Raw genomic sequence first — 18,371 nt, 5'->3', positions numbered from 1 at the left:
GTTTCGTTACTCACACCTCAACCGAAGTCGAAGCGCAATAACTAAAACGTACTAATCATTCTTTATCGCTAAAATAAATCCTGACTAATATGTTTGTGTGTTCATTCATCATTAAGTAATTATGTGTCCCGAAGGACTATGTAAATTAATCTCAATGTGAGTGCCCACACAAATTGCATGATAACTAATTGTTAAAGAATCATAAGTTGAAAACTTATGGAAAGAGTCAGTCGCATTCGCTGCTCTTTAGTACTGTAAGGCGCGCTGTGCTTGCCTTAAGTAGGATGCGCATTTTACGCATCTCAGTTTTGATGTCAACATGTTTTTGAAGTATTTCGCAATTAATTTTAAAAGCGAATTTTCAAATTTTTGTTGACGGTTTGTTTATCTATAAAGGTGAACAAACTTATCAAAACCCTTACCAGGTTGCCTCTTAACTTTCGTTGAGAAGTGCCTTGGAAGTGGATGCGCATTTTAGGGATTTTTACGCCGGGGTCAACTGCTTTTTGCAAATAAATTGAAATAAATTGAAATAACGGTATTTTTGTTTGTTTTCCATACAAAAGGTAACGTCTGATTAATATTCCGATGTCATTTAGCTACAATAATTTTCCACTGTATTAATTTTCAGTTTTTACTTTAGTCATTAACTATTAGTGCTTATTTGTACCTAATCCACTGTTATTAGCTACTTTTTAACCAAATGCCATTGCAGTTTGTTAAAATGTGGTTAACATAGGTTTTGATTAGATAAATACTTATCACTATTTAAAAAAATAAAAATCAGGTAATAATCATGAAATCTCCACTTATCTTAACCTCTGCATTCGTTGCAACTGGCATAACTGTTATTGGCTACTTAATCTCTGAGTATGCTTCTTTAGGTGATCCTATGTCTGTTGCGGTTGCTTTATTTATTGGTGCTTTACTTTCCCCTTCATTGATAACACTTATGAAAGGTGAAGAAACCGTCTCTAGTGACATTAAAACTCTTTATGTCGGTAATTTACCTTACCGCGCAAATGAATCTGCTGTTCGCAGTTTATTTGCTGAATATGGAATGGTACATTCTGTTCGTTTAATGAAAGACAAACAAACAGGTAAGCGCCGTGGTTTTGGTTTTGTTGAAATTGCCTCTGCTGATGCCGCAACTGCCATTGATTCATTAAATGACACTGAGTTTCAACAACGCACTTTGAAAGTACGAGAAGCAAAAGAGAGACCAGAGCCAAATGGTCAGCAAGATTAACTAATAATTCTTCTTTAAATAAAAAAGGGCTGCAGTACTGCAGCCCTTTTTATTTAAATGTCCCGTCCTAGAATACGTTAACGATATCGACTACTGTTCTCTAGCTATCGCGCGATACGCAATATCTGTTCGAAACTGCACATCTTGCCAGTCAATTTGGTGTAACAATTCATACGCGGCTTGTTGCGCTTCAGTCACACTGTTACCTAATGCCGTTGCACATAATACACGTCCACCAGAAGTAACTATGTTGCCATCTTGTTCAGTTGTGCCAGCATGGAACGTTTTACGATCGGTTAGCGTGTTTGTATCTAAACCTGAGATCACTTTACCTTTGGCATAAGTACCAGGATAGCCACCTGCGGCTAGTACCACACCTACAGCAGCGCGAGGATCAAATTCAATAGCCGCTTTATCTAGTTCGCCATTACAGGCTAATAAACACAGTTCAACCAAATCTGATTGCAATCTCATCATGATCGGTTGTGTTTCTGGATCGCCAAAACGACAGTTATATTCTATCACTTTCGGTGTACCGTCAGCGGCAATCATTAAGCCGGCATATAAAAAGCCAGTATAAGGGGCACCTTCTTTGGCCATTCCTTCAACCGTTGGCATGATCACTTCATTCATCGTACGTTGGTGAATTTCGTTGGTCACCACCGGCGCCGGAGAATAAGCTCCCATACCACCAGTGTTAGGACCTTCATCACCATTATAGGCACGCTTGTGATCTTGGCTGGTGGCAAACGCTAATACATTCTTACCATCAACCATGACGATGAAACTGGCTTCTTCACCTTCTAAAAACTCTTCAATAACGACACGATGACCAGCATCACCAAAAGCGTTGCCAGCTAACATATCTTTAATGGCATCTTCGGCCTCGGTTAGCGTCATCGCAACAATCACACCTTTACCAGCAGCTAAGCCATCGGCTTTAACAACAATTGGTGCACCTTGTTCACGAACATAAGCAAGAGCAGGCTCAATTTCAGTAAAGTTCTGATAATAGCCTGTAGGGATATCATTGCGAGCCAAGAAATCTTTAGTAAAAGCTTTTGACCCTTCAAGTTGTGCTGCTTTCGCACTGGGTCCAAATATGGTTAAGCCAGCGGCTTGAAAAGCATCAACCACGCCATCTACTAGAGGCTGTTCCGGGCCTACGATAGTTAGCGCAATATCTTGTTGTTTGGCAAAATCGATTAATGCTTTAATGTCACCCACTGAAATATTTACATTTTCTAATTTTGGTTCAGTAGCAGTACCGGCATTACCCGGCGCAACAAATACTTTTTCAACATTGTTAGATTGCGCGGCTTTCCATGCAAGAGCATGTTCACGACCACCGCTACCAATAACTAAAACGTTCATTTTTTATGTTCCTAACTGAAATTGAAACCGACTTATTTAGCCGGCTTAATAAATTTTAATGTCATGCGATCACTCTCACCGATGGCTGAGTATTTCGCTTTATCTTTATCACCTAAACGGTATACCGGTGGTAATGTCCACACCCCTTTTGGATGAGTTGCACTATCTTTCGGGTTGGCGTTAATTTCGCTGCTGTCAGCTAATGTAAAACCAGCAGCTATGGCTAAATCAATGGCCAGTTGCGGTGGGAAATAGCCACTACGCATATTATCGGCAAACTTTTGCGATGTCGGCATTCTATGCTCTACCACACCTAATACACCACCAGGTTTTAATGCTTTAAAACTGTCTGCAAAAATTTGCTTAACACCGGCTTCGCCCCAGTTATGCAGATTGCGGAAAGTTAAGACTAAATCGGCACTGTTGGCTGGTGCCAATTCACTTGCCACTTTTGGGGTAAAGTTGGTCAATTTAACTTCACTAAATACCGCATCACTGGCAAGTTTTGTTTCAAGCCGACGCCGTGATTTACTGTAATAATCATCTTTACCGGTATCTGGGTAATGAGCACCGTAAAAAATACCAGAACCTTTAAGAGCAGGAGCTAAAATTTCTGTATACCAACCGCCGCCTGGCGCGATTTCGACAACGGTCATAGTTGACTGAAAGCCAAAAAATTCTAAGGTTTGTTGTGGATGACGATACTGATCACGAGCACTATTTTTTGCGCTTCGGTGCTCACCGGCTATTGCCTGCTCTAATTGCGAGTGCCCGGTATCATGAGCCAAAGCACTGGTAATGAATGAAGCTGACAAAACTGAAGCGGTGATTAACGATGTTATTATTTTCATTGCTGTATTTCCAAACTTGATTAGTCAAAAATGATTACTTGCTATGTTATAGCAGATATTTAAAAGAGAGTCAGTGTTATCCACCGACTCTCTTTTAGATAGTAAATAAACTAAGTTTAATTAATCTGAACTCAGGGTATTTAGCAATTAATGACGGAAGTGACGCATACCGGTAAACACCATAGCGATGTTGTGCTCATCTGCGGCAGCAATAACTTCCGCATCACGCATTGAACCACCAGGCTGAATTACTGCGGTAATACCGGCTGCGCCAGCTGCATCTAGACCATCACGAAATGGGAAGAATGCATCCGATGCCATTACTGAACCAGGAACTTCCAAGTTTTCATCGGAGGCTTTGATACCAGCAATTTTTGCGGAATATACGCGGCTCATTTGGCCAGCACCAACACCAATGGTCATGTCATTTTTGACATAAACGATAGCGTTTGATTTCACGTATTTCGCCACTTTCCAACAGAATAATAAATCACTCATTTCTTGTTCTGTAGGCTGACGCTTGGTTACGACTTTAAGATCATCTAAACCAACCATGCCATTGTCACGATCTTGTACTAATAAACCGCCGTTAACACGTTTTTGCTCTAACCCAGTAGTTTTGCTAGACCATTGACCACATTCTAATAAACGTACGTTTGGTTTGGCGGCAACAATTTGCGCTGCACCATCAGAAATGCTTGGCGCGATGATCACTTCAACGAATTGACGAGAAACAATTGCTTCCGCTGTATCTGCATCTAACTCTTGGTTAAAGGCGATAATGCCACCAAATGCTGATGTAGGATCTGTTTTATACGCTTTTTCGTAGGCTTCCAAGATGTTGTCACCTAAAGCAACGCCACATGGATTAGCATGCTTAACAATGACACAAGCCGGTTTATCAAATTCTTTAACACACTCTAATGCAGAATCGGTATCGGCAATATTGTTGTAAGAAAGGGCTTTACCTTGAATTTGCTTAGCTGTTGAAACTGATGCTTCTTCAGGCTCCGCTTCTACGTAAAATGCCGCATTTTGATGCGAGTTTTCACCGTAACGTAAGTCTTGTTTTTTAACGAATTGAGAGTTGAAAGTACGCGGGAATTTACTCACACTTTCATCTTTATCACCGTAGGCTGGTAACATTTTACCGAAGTAGTTGGCTATCATTCCGTCGTAACTTGCAGTGTGCTCATAAGCAGCAATCGCTAAGTCAAAACGGGTTTGATAGGTTAATGAACCATTATTCGCAGCCATTTCGGTTAATACACGATCGTAATCTGATGCATTTACTACAATGGTCACGTCTTTATGGTTTTTTGCCGCGGCACGAACCATTGTTGGTCCACCGATATCGATGTTTTCGATAGCATCTTCAAGGCTACAATCCTGTGCGGCAACAGTTTTTGCAAACGGGTAAAGGTTAACGACAACAATATCGATTGCTGAAATGTTGTTTTCAGCCATTACCGCTTCATCCATATCACGACGAGCTAAAATGCCACCGTGCACTTTCGGGTGAAGAGTTTTTACGCGGCCATCCATGATTTCTGGATGACCGGTGTAATCAGACACTTCGGTAACTGGAATGTTGTTGTCTGCTAATAATTTGGCAGTACCACCAGTTGATAAAAGATCAACACCTTGTTTCGATAAAGCCTGAGCGAACTCAACAATACCGGTTTTGTCAGAAACGCTTAATAGTGCGCGTCTAATAGGACGTGGAGTATCCATAGTTTTGTTTACCTTGTTTGCTTAAATTAAATTTGAATTAGGTATGCTTTTTAACGCTAAAAATTAAAGCCCTAAAAAGTAGCACCCTCATTAGGCTTCCTGCCTGCCGGGCATAAATACATCCCTGTATAAAAAAAAGCACCCGAAGGTGCTTTGTCGCAGGCGAACCTGCTTGATTTTAGTTCATGCCGTACTTTTTAAGTTTCTTACGTAAAGTACCACGGTTGATACCCAGTAAGTTAGCAGCGCGAGTTTGGTTACCGCGAGTATATTGCATTACTTCTTCTAACATTGGCGCTTCAATTTCTGACAGTACAAGGTCGTACATATCATCAACGTCGTTTCCGTTTAATTGTGATAAGTAGTTTTTAATTGCTACTTTAGCTTGGGTACGTAAAGGTGAGGCCTTGGTCTGAGTTTGCAGGTCACCGATAACAAATGGAGAAGTAATATTTTGTTCAAACATAAAGTTCAGACTCTTTCTAAGTTAAATTATCAAAAAATACATTCAACGCATCTAGTTGCTCTACAGGCAATTCAAGCGCATTGAATATGGAACGAAATTGTTTACCCTGATCATGCGTTTGCAAATACCAGGATACGTGTTTACGAGCAATCCTTGCGCCCATAAAATCACCATAAAATTTGTGCAACTCTTGCACATGAGCCAGTAGTATAGCTCGTATCTCTTCCACTTTGGGTGGGGCTAAATGCTCACCCGTTTTTAGGAAATGGTTAATTTCTCTAAAAATCCATGGTCGACCTTGCGCTGCTCTACCAATCATAATGGCATCGGCATTGGTATATTCTAGTACCTGCCTGGCCTTTTCTACGCTGGTAATATCTCCGTTAGCGATAACAGGTATGTTTACCGCGCTTTTGATTGACTTTATGGTGTCATATTCCGCATTGCCTTTATAAAAGTCATTGCGAGTTCTACCATGTACAGCTAACGCCTGAATTCCATTTGCTTCGGCGATGTTGGCTATTTCGATACCGTTGCGAGTGTTTTCACACCAGCCAGTACGAATTTTCAAGGTTACTGGTATCTCTACCGCCGCCACAACAGATTTAACAATTTGCTCAACCTGTTCTGGTGCTTTTAGTAACGCTGAACCAGCTAATTTTTTATTTACTTTTTTTGCCGGGCAGCCCATATTGATATCAATAATTTGCGCGCCGTTGTCAGCATTTACTTTTGCAGCATAAGCCATTTCAGTTGGATCAGACCCTGCGATCTGAACCGAACGAATTCCGGCTTCATCACCATGTTCCATTCTTAACTTCGATTTGCCACTCTTCCATACCTTAGGGTTAGAAGAAAGCATTTCAGACACAGCCATACCGGCACCTAACCGACAACACAGTTGCCTGAAAGGTCTGTCGGTAATTCCAGCCATAGGGGCTAGAATAACATTACTGTTTAACTGATAAGAACCTATATTCACGTGATGCTTTTTTGAGCTACTGTTCAAAAGGGCGCTAAGTTTACGTGTTTTTTCCGCGAAAGAAAAGCATATAAATTGAACAATTTAGTTTTTTTTGTAGTTTTTCTTATTGACTTTTTTTGAATCACTTTGATGAAAAATAAAAGGCAGTAAATAGAAATTATTTACTGCCTTTGTAGAGCATCATTAGCAAGTTTGAATTTGTTGATGTTTACCTTGTACGCACACCACTAAGGCGGACCCATTCATCTTGTACGGCAATCGCATCCATGGTGCACCATTGACCATAAATGCCCTGCAACTGCTCACCTTGCTCTTCTAAAATTCCAGAAAGCGCTAACAAGCCATGGTCATCGACGTAATCGATAATAACCGGTGCCAGTTCACGCAGCGGCCCGGCTAAAATATTGGCCACCACCACATCGGCTTTAAATTCTGGCTGGTCTTTCGGTAAAAACAACTCTAAGCGGTCGGCAACACCATTGCGCTCAGCATTGGCCTGGCTTGCTTGTAAGGCTTGTGGGTCGATATCAATGCCAATCACTTTTTTGGCACCAAGCTTTAATGCCGCCAGAGAAAGTATGCCTGAACCACAACCAAAATCGACCACCGTTTTATCGGTTAAATCTAAAGAATCTAACCAAGTTAAACAAAGCGCTGTAGTCGGATGGGTACCCGTACCAAAAGCAAGCCCGGGATCTAACATCACATTTACCGCATCCGGCTCTGGTACTTCACGCCAGTTAGGACAAACCCATAAGCGCTGACCAAACTTCATTGGATGGAAGTTGTCCATCCATTCACGCTCCCAATCTTTATCTTCTAGCTGTTCCAGCTTATATTGCATTTGCTCTTTATCGGGGTGAATACCTTTTAAATAAGCAATCGCGATGTCCATATCATGGCTAGCCTCATATAGGCCCATCACCACGGTATTATTCCAATAGATCACTTCATCCCCCGGAAGAGGCTCGTAAATAGGAGTATCTTGGGCATCGATAAAGGTAACCGCTTGTGCGCCACAAGCCATTAGCCAATCACTATATTTTTCTGCTGTTTCTTCATTGGCCGCCAGGCGCAATTGTATCCAAGGCATGGTTTATCTCTAGTAACGTTTAATAAGTTATAGTTTACCACTTCTTCAACGCTTGGTTCTAGATAAGCATGCCAACAATAAAGATTTGGTAATGTATTCTTTACCAAAGAAGCTCTTAACAGAGCAGCTTTTGTAAAATTACAACTGGCTATATGTTGTTAATACTATGTTAATTCAGGTAAATTCCTCTGACTTATCGGATGAAATTGCAGATAATCCAATGCCAGTTGCAATCGCCAAAGTGCAGGCCGCCGCGTTAGAAGCGGATAAAGTAGAAGCTAACGCTAGCGAAACCGTAAAAGCTGAGCAATTGAAGGCAAAAGCTGAAGCCACTTACCCGCAACAATCCGACATAGAAGTCATAACCATTACCTCCAATTTACATGATTTATTCAGAAGCCAATTGGCCAGCCTAAGAAATACATCAATGTTACGCTGAAGAAGAATCACCGGGTATCGCTATTTTGTTGAGTCAAAAAGGCAAGATGACATTGCAACCCATCTCGTTATATTTTGGTTATGGTACACCTTCACCAAGGCTGTAAGGTAATGATAACGGAGTAATTGATAAGCCGGCGCTTGCCAACAGTTAAGCCTCGATAGATCGGATGTAATATTGACAGCTTTGCTAACGACATGAGCAGCGTGTGCGACTTACCCCGAACCCAAAAACAATAATTCCAATAGTAAATGCTCGTATGACCGCGAAATTCATTGAAAAAGACAGCCGCTTGGTTTTGGTATCAGCAATGCACCAACTGTATATGTATAGATAGGGATTGCTGATCTTTCTTGGTCACCTTACTGACCACCATCAAGGATAATTGCTAAAATAACCTCATCAGTCACAGCTAAAACGATGTTTTATATAGGTTGGTTTTACCCGGGGATTGGTTATTTCAGGAAGGGCCTACTTTCATAATTTCTTTTTTAAAATTAGAACATTACGCCTAACATCCAGCTAAAAAATCTTCGCTGGCATTTTAATTTTAATCGTTGTAGTCTATTTTTAATGAAGTAGATTTGTCCGACGGTTCAACATGCCGTCAATCATTTAAAATTCAAACAAGATAAAGGAATACAACATGAAGAAAACGCTCACATTGATTTCAATATTTGTTGCGTGCTTGCTCAGCAGCAATACTTTTGCAGCTACTGCGACTATGGGCCCATGTCAGGAGAGCAGCTGCGTTGACTATTTCAAACAATATAAGAAATATGCTCGCATGGGCTATGCCGACGCGATGGTGACATTGGCTGAAATGTATTATTACGGTCATGGCACCGAAAAAAACATGAAAAGTGCGCTCAAGCAATTCCGCAGCGCGGCGAAATACGGTTCGGTTAAAGGCCAGTACAAAACAGCGATGATGTACATTAATAACGCAGAATTTATGGATTTGGACAAAGGCGTCAAATACTTAAAAAAAGCGGCAAGAAACAATAATGTCAGTTCCTCATTTTTGTTAGGTATCATGTATTTCAGCCCGGATTTTTATGAGCAGGACTTTGACGAAGCAGATAAATGGTTAAGCAAGGCCTATCGAAAAGGCTTTAAAAAAATGCCGGCCTATATAGAATTCATGAAAGAATCTGGCCACTTTAAGGAGGCTGATTTCCCCGATCTTATGGAGGCAATCGAAGATGCCCCGATTGCGGTAACTGAAGTTGCATCGGCTAAAGTTGCATCGGATATAGTGGCACCGGCTATAGTGGCACCGGATGTAGCTGCACCGGCTATAGCTGCACCGGCTAAATCAACCGCTTCAACGAAAACATCTGGCCAAACAGCACAAAATGCTGAGAAAAGTGACATCGAAGTGATAACTGTTTATGGTAATCTGAACGATATTTTTGATGCTCAATTGGCAAGCCTGAGAAATACCTATCCTGAAAAGGGTGCCCAGACTACAGGCTCAAGAATTATAGGAAAGACATGTGCGCAAACAATGTCTTGCGCCCCTACCAGTGATGCAGATTTCAATAGAGGTGTTAGAAGGGTTATGGGTGATCATGCAGTAGCCAAGTTTCATGAAGCATACATGGGCAAAGCTGGATTTTAGTGAACTCCCCCCGCGATCTCGCTTCGCTCGGATCTCGGGGTTTTCTCTACAGATTTAATAAAAAGATTGACCTGCGCGACATTAAAAATCGGAAACTACAAATGCACCAACTATATATGTATAGATAGGGATTGCTGATCTTTCTTGGTCATTTTACTGACCACCAGTAAATAAGAATTATCCATCATACGTTCAATTTCACCCTGCGGAATTGAACCATCAAGGATAATGGTATTCCATAACCGCTTACTCATATGATAGCCCGGAATTATGGAAGGAAATATATCACGCAGCATAACCGTTTCATCTGGATCACACTTTAGATTCATCCACCAATGCATATTTCCGGCGTCATCACCTTTGCCCATCTTGCCAATGGCCATGGTGGCAAACATTTTATTTTTGACTTTAAAAACTTTTACCTGTTCACCAAAAGGGTAATCGAGAGTGCTGTTTGGTTTTGCTAAAAGGTACCTTGCTATTTGTTCAACGCTCATCAAGAATCAACGATGATTGTTGCTAATTCGTTTTCTAGCCATTTTATTCCATTATCGCGCCCAAGTTGCAAACCAGAGAATTCTTTATAGTTCAAATTGTCTTGAAGGCGATGTTTGACCAGATTTTCGGTTTCTTTTTTAGCTTCTTGATTATAGGTGATAACCGCAATGGCTTTTAAATTTTCTAATGAAGCCGTATGCAACTTAGCTTCATAAGTGTAAGAATAGTTGTGTAATCTATTCGATAAAATGCCAAAAGGCTGAGGAAAATGGTCAAGCAGAAAGGCATCATACTCTTCACACATTTCTAACGTCATAACAACGCCTTCTTCGATGATAACTTCTGCTATGGTGTCACCAATAATGTTGATGCCACCAAAACTTAGATAATATTTCATGTTAAATTACTCAACTAGTTTGAAAAAGAATTATGCCTTAGCGCTCATTTTGGTAAGCTCAAGTTCAAGCCATCTGATGGCATGGTTTCGTCCCATTTCAAAAGCTGAGAATTGTTTCAAATTGATATTATCATTCGCCCTTACCTGTAAGAAATCATCGATTACCTTGTTATTTTTATTGGTATAACTCACGGTTGCAACGCCAGCTAATTCTTTACTCTTCGCCAATTGCAATTTTACTTCAGGGGTTAAATAGTATTCATTTATGCTGTTTATCAAAACGGCATAGGGTTTAGTAAAATGAGTCTCAAGAAAGTCTTTGTATTCCGCATACATTTCATTATTAATAGTGGCACTGTTATCGACTAAGACTTCGGCAATGTTATCGGCGACTTTATTAATGTAACCAAAACTTAAGGTGTATTTCATGGTAACTCCGGAAAAATGTGATGAAAAAATACTCGCTAATTTCCATTTGTTCACATATACAAACAATAAAATTCATAACTATGTTCATGGCAACACAAAAACTACCACGATTAAGTGGTATTGAACGGGAATTTTGAATTTTTAGCGCAAAAGGTGTTTCTTATATATTTATATTTATACTTACACATATAAAGGTAGATTAGGTTGAAGATAAAATCCAATCTGATTTGTAATATTTATGTAATATTTATGTAGTATATTGTAAGATTTTGTAAAGAAACTCACTGCAGCCGTTCATTTATTGCAAATCAATTAAATACAAACCGCAATGCTTTAACCCATTGGGTTTAAGTGGCACAATGAATAAAAACTATTTTTAGGATGATTAATGAAGCGTTTTGTTGTACTGGTGTTCAGTTTTTATAGCTTTGTCTTAGGCGCTACCGAACAAGCCCAGCAAATTTTTCAGGATATGGCGCCATCTCTTTATCAAATTCGACTTATCGACAAAGCCACCAGCGAGAAATCGTCTATTGGCTCAGGCTTTCAAATCAGTGAGAATGGCTATATCGCCACCAATTACCACGTTATCTCAGGTTATGCCCAGCACCCTGAAAAATACATCATTGAATACGAAAATGATCAAGGTAAAAAAGGTCAGTTATCATTGCAAACCGTTGATGTAATAAATGATTTAGCCATTGTTTTATTAGCCGAAAACCCGCACACACAACATTTTATGATTTCTGAAACAGCGCCGGAAAAAGGAGAAGAGCTGTATTCATTGGGCAATCCGCATGATCTCGGCATGATAGTGGTGCCTGGCACTTATAACGGCTTAAAAAAAGAAGCATTTAATGACAGAATCCATTTTACCGGTTCCGTAAACCCAGGCATGAGTGGCGGCCCGGTGGTTAACCGCTTTGGCGAAGTCGTTGGCATAAACGTAGCCTCCTCTGGCAACCAAATAGGCTTTTTAATCCCCCATGACAAACTCGCCGCACTAATTAATAATTTCGATGTACAAGTGGAAAAAACCATCGATGAACAAATCACCGAGCAACTAAAGGCCAATCAAAACCGTTTGTTAACAGAAATTATGGCGAATGACTGGCAAACTAAATCGTTCGCCGGTGCTTCAATTCCGGATACCGGGGTAAATTATATTCGTTGTTGGGGCGACTCTAATGCCGATAAAGCTGATGCTTTATTGTTCAAAGCCGCAACCAATTGCCAGATGGAAGAATATGTCTACATATCTGAAGCATTTACTACTGGCAGTATTGATATGGAATTCCATTTCTTTGAAAGCGAAGAAATCAGCAGTACTCGTTTTTACCAAATTTACCAAACGCAAATTAATCGAGCCGGTGCCAGTAACCGCGCAGGTAAAGAGGACGTCAGTGAATTTGAATGCCAGCACGATATCACCACGGATAGTGATGAGAGCATTCGCAATAAAGCGATTTTATGTATCAGAGCATTTAAAAAGTATCGCGGATTATACGATGTGATGTATTTATCGGCTTCGATTGACCATGATAAACAAGCATTGGTAAGCCACTTTACCTTATCCGGTGTTGATAAGAACTTTGCTCAAAGCTTTAGTCAGAAGTTTATGGAGTCAGTAAAATGGAATTAATTATTGAAGAAATCAGTCGCGGTAAAAAACTGATTGGCCGTCATAAATTTGCCACTTCCTCGGTCAATATTGGCCGAGGATTTAATAACGATATTATTCTATCTGATCCACATGTTTGCCCGGAACATTTATCACTGCAATGTGAAGATGGAATTTGGTTTGTAGACGACCTGGAATCATTAAATGGCAGCATTCTCGCCGACAAACAAAGTATTACCAGACGTCATACAATAGAGTCTGGAGATATTATCCAGCTAGGTAAAAGTCAGCTTCGTTTCTATTTTGCTAACCATCCGGTAGTAGAAAGTGTCGCTTTTAGTGAGCTGGAAAATTTGGTCGAGAGATTTGGTCGCTGGTCAATGATTATCTCCATGATAGCGCTATTTAGTGTGATCAATTTTGCCTTATTATATTTAAACAACCCGAATAAAGAAATCGTCTATAGCCAAATATTGATCGGCTTAATTTCAGTGACAATCGGTTATGCATTATGGCCATTGTTATGTTCGTTAATGGCATTTCTAAATAAGCATGAACCTAGGGTGGGTAGTCAACTTGGGGTCAGCTTTGTCATTATCAATGTATTTTGGCTTACTGACTTTGTTGAAGCATTTTTCAGTTTCAATATATCAAGTCAGTGGGCTTGGGGTTGGCTGATAGCAATAATATCCATTGCCTTAACCTTTTGCCTGTTTTGGTTTAACCTTTATATCGCCTTTGCCCAAAGTGGCAAACGCAGGTTCAAAATTGCCGCCGGCATCACCGCATTGGTTTACGGAGGATTATTCATGAATGACTTGAGTGATAAGCCTGAATTTAATCCTTTCCCGGTTTACGATGCAACCATTTTAACACCCGTATTTTCAGTTGCGCCGGCAAGCACTACGGCAGCCTTTATCAAACAAAGTGATGAGTTATTTATTGCTGCTGAAAAACAGATAGATAAGAAGAAATAACAAGATAAATGAGGGTCAGAGTCAAATTAAATTAACCATAATTTGACTCTGCCTCTGTTGCCGTTATGGACGAGGGATAAAACCTACCGCATCATATACCGAAGTGATTATCTTAGCGGCTCGCTCTGAAGCCTTATTAGCACCTTGACGCATTACATCATTCAGAAATGTTTGGTCTTCACGGTACTGGTGAAATTTTTGCTGGATCGGCTCAAGCATCGCGACAACAGCCTCAGCCACATCGCCTTTTAAATGACCGTACATTTTATCTTCATATTCTGGCACTAACTGCTCTACCGTTTTACCGGTTGTGCAAGAAAGCATAGATAACAAGTTGGATACACCCGGTTTTTCAGCTGTGTCGAAATAAATTCGTGCTTGCTCATCGGAATCGGTTACCGCTCGTTTAATTTTTTTAGTGATCTTTTTCGGATCTTCTAATAAACCAATAAAGTTGCCCGGATTGGTATCCGACTTTGACATTTTTTTCGTTGGCTCTTGCAGGCTCATTACCCTGGCGCCAAATTTCGGAATGTACGGATCAGGGATGGTAAAGATATCACCATGTAAATTATTAAAACGAGTGGCGATATCGCGAGCGAGCTCTAAATGTTGCTTTTGATCGTCCCCAACTGGAACCCTGTCGGCGCCGTAAAGTAAAATATCTGCCGCCATCAATACCGGATAAGTAAACAACCCTGAATTCATATTGGCTTCAGATTTTTGTGACTTATCTTTGTATTGAGTCATTCGATTCAGTTCCCCCATTTGGGTGTAACAGTTTAGCACCCAGCTAAGTTGAGCATGTTCCGGCACATGCGACTGAATAAATATCGTACTTTTTTCCGGAGCCACACCACAAGCTAAGTACAATGCCAGGCCATCTAAGGTCGCGTTGCGTAAAGCTTCTGGGTTTGGCCTAACGGTAATGGCATGTTGATCAACCAACATATAATAACAATCATGATCGTCTTGCATATTCACCCATTGGCGAAGTGCACCTAAATAATTACCTATAGTCAACTCACCTGATGGCTGACAACCACTTAAAACAACGGGCTTAGTCATAACTGTCCTTTAAAAATTTATTTCGTTGAATCTACTTGCGCAAGATTGCTGCGCATTTTATCAATTACTGATTTGTAATCGTTTTGAGAAAAAATTGCTGAACCGGCGACAAACATATCCGCGCCAGCTGCTGCGATTTCTGCGATGTTGTCGACTTTCACCCCACCATCAACTTGCAGACGAATATCTCGTCCACTGGCAACAATTTTCTCTTTAACCAGTTTTAATTTGTCTAGGGTTGATGGAATAAATGATTGGCCACCAAAACCAGGATTTACTGACATTAATAAAATAACGTCAAGTTTATCCATGACAAAATCAAGTACTTGCAATGGCGTTGCCGGGTTTAACACTAAGCCTGCTTTACAACCGTGATCTTTAATTAATTGCAATGTACGGTCAACGTGATCTGTTGCTTCCGGGTGGAAAGTAATAATGTCGGCGCCCGATTTGGCAAAACCAGGAATAAGACTATCAACTGGCTTCACCATTAAATGCACATCAATAGGCGCCGTTATGCCGTAATCTCTCAATGATTTACAAACCATAGGGCCAAAGGTTAAATTTGGCACAAAATGGTTATCCATCACATCGAAATGAACCACATCGGCCCCTGCCGCTAACACTTTAGCAACATCATCGCCTAAACGCGCAAAGTCTGCGGATAAAATCGATGGAGCAATCAAAAAAGACATATTTTTACCTTTGTTTTAACGCCGAAAATCGAAAAAAGTGCAGTATTGAGCAAGTGCTGCTTATCCCGAATTCAGGTTGAGTATATGAATCAATACAATTATTGCCGCTACTTTACCTAAACTCAGTGCTAAGTTGAAGTAACAATGTACAAATTGCCGATATTTTAACGTAAATCACTTTCAACAACACCCTCAATGACTGCTGGTATCTCAGGCCTTCATGCGCCCCTAAACAAACAGTCCCTATCCACCACCCATGTGCACAGATTATCTAAAGGCTCCTGCCGGTCGAGTATAAGTATATCCCGGCAATTGCTTCCCGCATCGCGCTAATACCAGCGTTCGTGTTGAAAATATGCAAAGAGAGCGCACAAAAAGTGCACAGCATGCACCATTTTCGAGCAGCAACAATTTCTTCAGCGATCGATTCTGCGCTACTTGCTTTTAACTTTCTCTGCTATGAAAGGGCTACAGCTAAATTTTTCATTTTTTTAATACTCGGCATCGACTTTGCACTTTATCAACCAGTTAGTTACTTAACTCAAAAATTATTAAAAATAAAACAGGGTGAAAACATGAAAAAAACATTAACTGCTTCATTATTACTTACAGCAATGGCTTTAGGTTCAACAGTTTCAACGTCTGCTTTAGCACTTGAAGGCGTTAGCGGTAACGCTGGTGTGGTATCTCAATACTTTTTCCGTGGTATTGCACAAACGGGTACGGCTTCCGCAAGTGCTGGTGTTGACTTTGAGAATGGCGGTTTGTATTTAGGTACTTGGGCCGCAGACGTTCAAGACGGCCTTGAAATTGACTTTTACGGCGGTTACGGCATTGAAACAGAATCAGGCTTAGGCTTAAGCGCAGGGTTTACTTCATATCAATATACCGGTGATTTCGATTCGGCTTATAACGAAGTGAATTTAGGGTTAAGCTACAGCTTCTTTTCACTGTCATACAATGTTGGTACTCATGAAGACGATGACGATTTAGGCATTGAAGAAGCTGATTATGACTTTCTTTCTGCCACGGTTGAATACGAAGGATTTTATGCCACTGTTGGTACTTGGGGTGATGACTTTGAGGGTGATTACGTAGAACTTGGCTACGGTACTGAAGTCTCTGGTTTTGATATCGGTGTCGCCGTTATAGCTAACTCTGAAGAACTTGATGTAGAAACTGGTGAAGGTGAAGAGTCATTAGTATTTAGTATTGGTAAAACTTTCTAAACAATTGAAAAATACTTTTTCAATTTAAATTATACTCGTACCACTGCAAAATTCCCGATTCAGAGCACCTTGCAGTAGCACGAGTATAGAACCTCGATAGCTGTGACTTGTTTAGTTATACCCTAAAACAAAGCATTGTTGATCAGCATCCTGAAAATCCAGAGATAAAGAAAATTCCCTAGCCGCTTGCTCGTTACTTGCTGGCGTTTTCGGCATACATTGTGCCTGTTCAGTTATCACTATAGGCACACTGGTTTGTGTTAATTTACTGTCACTCATTAAATGATAAATCCTGCTCTGCATCTATAAAGGCGTATGAATTTAACTAACTTGCAACAGAAGCAAACAATTCAGTAAATTTATCTAAGCCTTCATTGGCCAATTCATCACTGATGGTTAATGCCGGCAGAAAACGAATAACGTTACTGTAGAAGCCACAGGCAAGCAGTACTAAACCATATTCAGCCGCCTTGGCAATGATTGCTTGCGTTAGCTCTGGGTTTGGTTGCTCGAAATCTCCTTGCTGCACCAATTCCATCGCGATCATCGCCCCTTGATTTCTAACCTCACCAATCAGTTTAGGGAACTGCGTTTGTAACTGGGTTAAGCGCTCATTGAATAGTGCACCAATCTCTGCTGAACGAGTGATTAAATTTTCTTCTTCAATCACATCTAAAACGGTTAATGCTGCGGCACAGGCGACCGGTGAGCCACCATATGTGCCACCTAAACCACCTGGTAATGGCGCGTCCATGATCTCGCTCTTGCCAACTACCGCAGCAATTGGGAAGCCACCGGCGATACCTTTGGCCATCGTCATTAAGTCGGCCTCCACATCGGCATGCTCAAAACTGAACATTTTGCCGGTACGACCAAAACCCGTTTGAATTTCGTCGGCAATTAACACGATACCATGCTGATCACATACCTTACGTAAGGCTTGTAAGAACTCTTTTGGTGCGGCATAAAAACCGCCTTCGCCCTGCACCGGCTCAACAATTATTGCCGCCACATCGGTTGCTGCAATGTCCACTTTGAACAAGTTTTCCAGCGCTTTTAAAGACGCCTTTACCGAGACATCATGACATTCGATAGGGAAAGGTGCATGAAAAATATCGCTGGGGAACGGACCAAATAGGTTTTTATAGGGTGTTATTTTTCCGGTTAAGGCCATGGTCAAATTAGTACGACCATGAAAACCACCGTTAAAGGCGATAACACCGCGACGACCGGTATGGGCACGCGCAATTTTTACGCAATTCTCTACCGCTTCGGCGCCAGTGGTGACAAAAATCGCTTTCTTTTCTGAATTTCCCGGGGCAATGGCGGTCAGTTTTTCAGCCAGCTCAACCGCAACTTCATAAGGATTCACCATCACACAAGTATGACTAAACTTATCAAGTTGCGCTTTTACTGCCGCAACCACTTTGGGGTGGCTATGACCAGTATTACACACGGCAATGCCGGTACCAAAATCGATATAGCGTTTGCCTTCTACATCCCAAAGTTCAGAGTTTTCGGCACGTTCAACGTATACCGGATACATGTTGCCTTGGCCGCGGGCGATTGCTTGAGTTTTTCTTGCCTGTAATTGTGAGTTATTCATTGTTCTTTACCTGTTCTAAATCTATTTTACAGTTAG

19 protein-coding genes are annotated in these 18,371 nt (G+C 40.9%); 6 read left to right on the top strand and 13 right to left on the bottom strand.

What is annotated here, in order from left to right; translation table 11 throughout:
* Nucleotides 1-796 precede the first annotated feature (796 nt).
* Nucleotides 797-1,249, top strand: coding sequence for an RNA recognition motif domain-containing protein (locus ND16A_RS17655; protein ID WP_033075883.1), 453 nt, complete (start codon nt 797-799; stop codon nt 1,247-1,249).
* Between the two features lie 90 nt (nt 1,250-1,339).
* Here the strand turns inward: ND16A_RS17655 and purD are convergent, their stop codons facing one another.
* The 6 genes from purD to prmA form a co-directional block, all read right to left on the bottom strand.
* On the bottom strand, nt 1,340-2,623 hold the full coding sequence (purD, locus tag ND16A_RS17660; RefSeq protein WP_033075882.1) for a phosphoribosylamine--glycine ligase: 1,284 nt from the start codon (nt 2,621-2,623) through the stop codon (nt 1,340-1,342).
* A 32-nt stretch (nt 2,624-2,655) separates the two neighbouring features.
* Entirely contained in the window at nt 2,656-3,474 is an 819-nt protein-coding gene (locus tag ND16A_RS17665) for a class I SAM-dependent methyltransferase (protein ID WP_033075881.1), read from the bottom strand.
* A gap of 147 nt (nt 3,475-3,621) precedes the next feature.
* The gene (gene purH, locus ND16A_RS17670) at nt 3,622-5,208 is read right to left on the bottom strand and encodes a bifunctional phosphoribosylaminoimidazolecarboxamide formyltransferase/IMP cyclohydrolase (protein WP_033075880.1); all 1,587 of its coding nucleotides are present in this window, start codon (nt 5,206-5,208) and stop codon (nt 3,622-3,624) included.
* Nucleotides 5,209-5,386: 178 nt separating this feature from the next.
* Nucleotides 5,387-5,674, bottom strand: a complete 288-nt coding sequence (gene fis / locus ND16A_RS17675) for a DNA-binding transcriptional regulator Fis (protein WP_033075879.1) — start codon at nt 5,672-5,674, stop codon at nt 5,387-5,389.
* A 16-nt stretch (nt 5,675-5,690) separates the two neighbouring features.
* Nucleotides 5,691-6,656: a tRNA dihydrouridine synthase DusB gene (gene dusB / locus ND16A_RS17680; protein WP_033075878.1), complete on the bottom strand. Its 966-nt coding sequence runs from the start codon at nt 6,654-6,656 to the stop codon at nt 5,691-5,693.
* Between the two features lie 211 nt (nt 6,657-6,867).
* Nucleotides 6,868-7,752 (bottom strand): 50S ribosomal protein L11 methyltransferase, encoded by an 885-nt coding sequence (gene prmA / locus ND16A_RS17685; protein ID WP_033075877.1) that lies wholly within the window; start codon nt 7,750-7,752, stop codon nt 6,868-6,870.
* 166 nt (nt 7,753-7,918) lie between these two features.
* On the opposite strand from prmA, the gene ND16A_RS17690 reads away from it, so the two are divergent.
* Together ND16A_RS17690 and ND16A_RS17695 are read left to right on the top strand one after the other, a co-directional pair.
* Complete coding sequence (locus ND16A_RS17690) at nt 7,919-8,191, top strand: hypothetical protein (protein WP_033075876.1); 273 nt, start codon at nt 7,919-7,921, stop codon at nt 8,189-8,191.
* Between the two features lie 646 nt (nt 8,192-8,837).
* On the top strand, nt 8,838-9,815 hold the full coding sequence (locus ND16A_RS17695) for a tetratricopeptide repeat protein (RefSeq protein WP_033075875.1): 978 nt from the start codon (nt 8,838-8,840) through the stop codon (nt 9,813-9,815).
* 110 nt (nt 9,816-9,925) lie between these two features.
* Here ND16A_RS17695 and ND16A_RS17700 read toward each other — a convergent pair whose 3' ends face one another.
* Genes ND16A_RS17700 through ND16A_RS17710 form a run of 3 tightly spaced genes read right to left on the bottom strand, consistent with a single transcriptional unit; the run spans nt 9,926 to nt 11,139 of the window.
* Nucleotides 9,926-10,312: an MmcQ/YjbR family DNA-binding protein gene (locus ND16A_RS17700; RefSeq protein WP_033075874.1), complete on the bottom strand. Its 387-nt coding sequence runs from the start codon at nt 10,310-10,312 to the stop codon at nt 9,926-9,928.
* On the bottom strand, nt 10,312-10,710 hold the full coding sequence (locus ND16A_RS17705) for a hypothetical protein (protein ID WP_033075873.1): 399 nt from the start codon (nt 10,708-10,710) through the stop codon (nt 10,312-10,314). The genes ND16A_RS17700 and ND16A_RS17705 overlap by 1 nt, the downstream gene beginning before the upstream one ends.
* A 30-nt stretch (nt 10,711-10,740) precedes the next feature.
* Nucleotides 10,741-11,139 carry a hypothetical protein gene (locus ND16A_RS17710; RefSeq protein ID WP_033075872.1) on the bottom strand — a complete coding sequence of 133 codons (399 nt, stop codon included), beginning with the start codon at nt 11,137-11,139 and terminating at the stop codon, nt 10,741-10,743.
* Nucleotides 11,140-11,527: 388 nt separating this feature from the next.
* On the opposite strand from ND16A_RS17710, the gene ND16A_RS17715 reads away from it, so the two are divergent.
* Both ND16A_RS17715 and ND16A_RS17720 read left to right on the top strand, forming a co-directional pair.
* The gene (locus tag ND16A_RS17715; RefSeq protein WP_033075871.1) at nt 11,528-12,781 is read left to right on the top strand and encodes a S1 family peptidase; all 1,254 of its coding nucleotides are present in this window, start codon (nt 11,528-11,530) and stop codon (nt 12,779-12,781) included.
* Nucleotides 12,772-13,737, top strand: coding sequence for an FHA domain-containing protein (locus ND16A_RS17720; RefSeq protein WP_052072785.1), 966 nt, complete (start codon nt 12,772-12,774; stop codon nt 13,735-13,737). The genes ND16A_RS17715 and ND16A_RS17720 overlap by 10 nt, the downstream gene beginning before the upstream one ends.
* 63 nt (nt 13,738-13,800) lie before the next feature.
* Here ND16A_RS17720 and trpS read toward each other — a convergent pair whose 3' ends face one another.
* Entirely contained in the window at nt 13,801-14,805 is a 1,005-nt protein-coding gene (gene trpS, locus ND16A_RS17725; protein ID WP_033075870.1) for a tryptophan--tRNA ligase, read from the bottom strand.
* Nucleotides 14,806-14,822: 17 nt separating this feature from the next.
* Nucleotides 14,823-15,500, bottom strand: a complete 678-nt coding sequence (rpe, locus tag ND16A_RS17730) for a ribulose-phosphate 3-epimerase (protein ID WP_033075869.1) — start codon at nt 15,498-15,500, stop codon at nt 14,823-14,825.
* Between the two features lie 575 nt (nt 15,501-16,075).
* On the opposite strand from rpe, the gene ND16A_RS17735 reads away from it, so the two are divergent.
* Nucleotides 16,076-16,729, top strand: a complete 654-nt coding sequence (locus tag ND16A_RS17735) for a TorF family putative porin (protein WP_033075890.1) — start codon at nt 16,076-16,078, stop codon at nt 16,727-16,729.
* Nucleotides 16,730-16,840: 111 nt separating this feature from the next.
* Here ND16A_RS17735 and ND16A_RS21195 read toward each other — a convergent pair whose 3' ends face one another.
* Together ND16A_RS21195 and gabT are read right to left on the bottom strand one after the other, a co-directional pair.
* Nucleotides 16,841-17,008 carry a hypothetical protein gene (locus ND16A_RS21195; RefSeq protein ID WP_160173470.1) on the bottom strand — a complete coding sequence of 56 codons (168 nt, stop codon included), beginning with the start codon at nt 17,006-17,008 and terminating at the stop codon, nt 16,841-16,843.
* 46 nt (nt 17,009-17,054) lie between these two features.
* Entirely contained in the window at nt 17,055-18,335 is a 1,281-nt protein-coding gene (gene gabT / locus ND16A_RS17740; RefSeq protein ID WP_033075868.1) for a 4-aminobutyrate--2-oxoglutarate transaminase, read from the bottom strand.
* Nucleotides 18,336-18,371: the final 36 nt, after the last annotated feature.

It is taken from the genome of Thalassotalea sp. ND16A (assembly GCF_000764205.1).
In the GTDB taxonomy this organism is placed as follows: Bacteria; Pseudomonadota; Gammaproteobacteria; order Enterobacterales; family Alteromonadaceae; genus Thalassotalea_A.
Note: the sequence above shows the minus strand (reverse complement) of the source record. Positions and strands in the feature narration are given on the sequence as shown.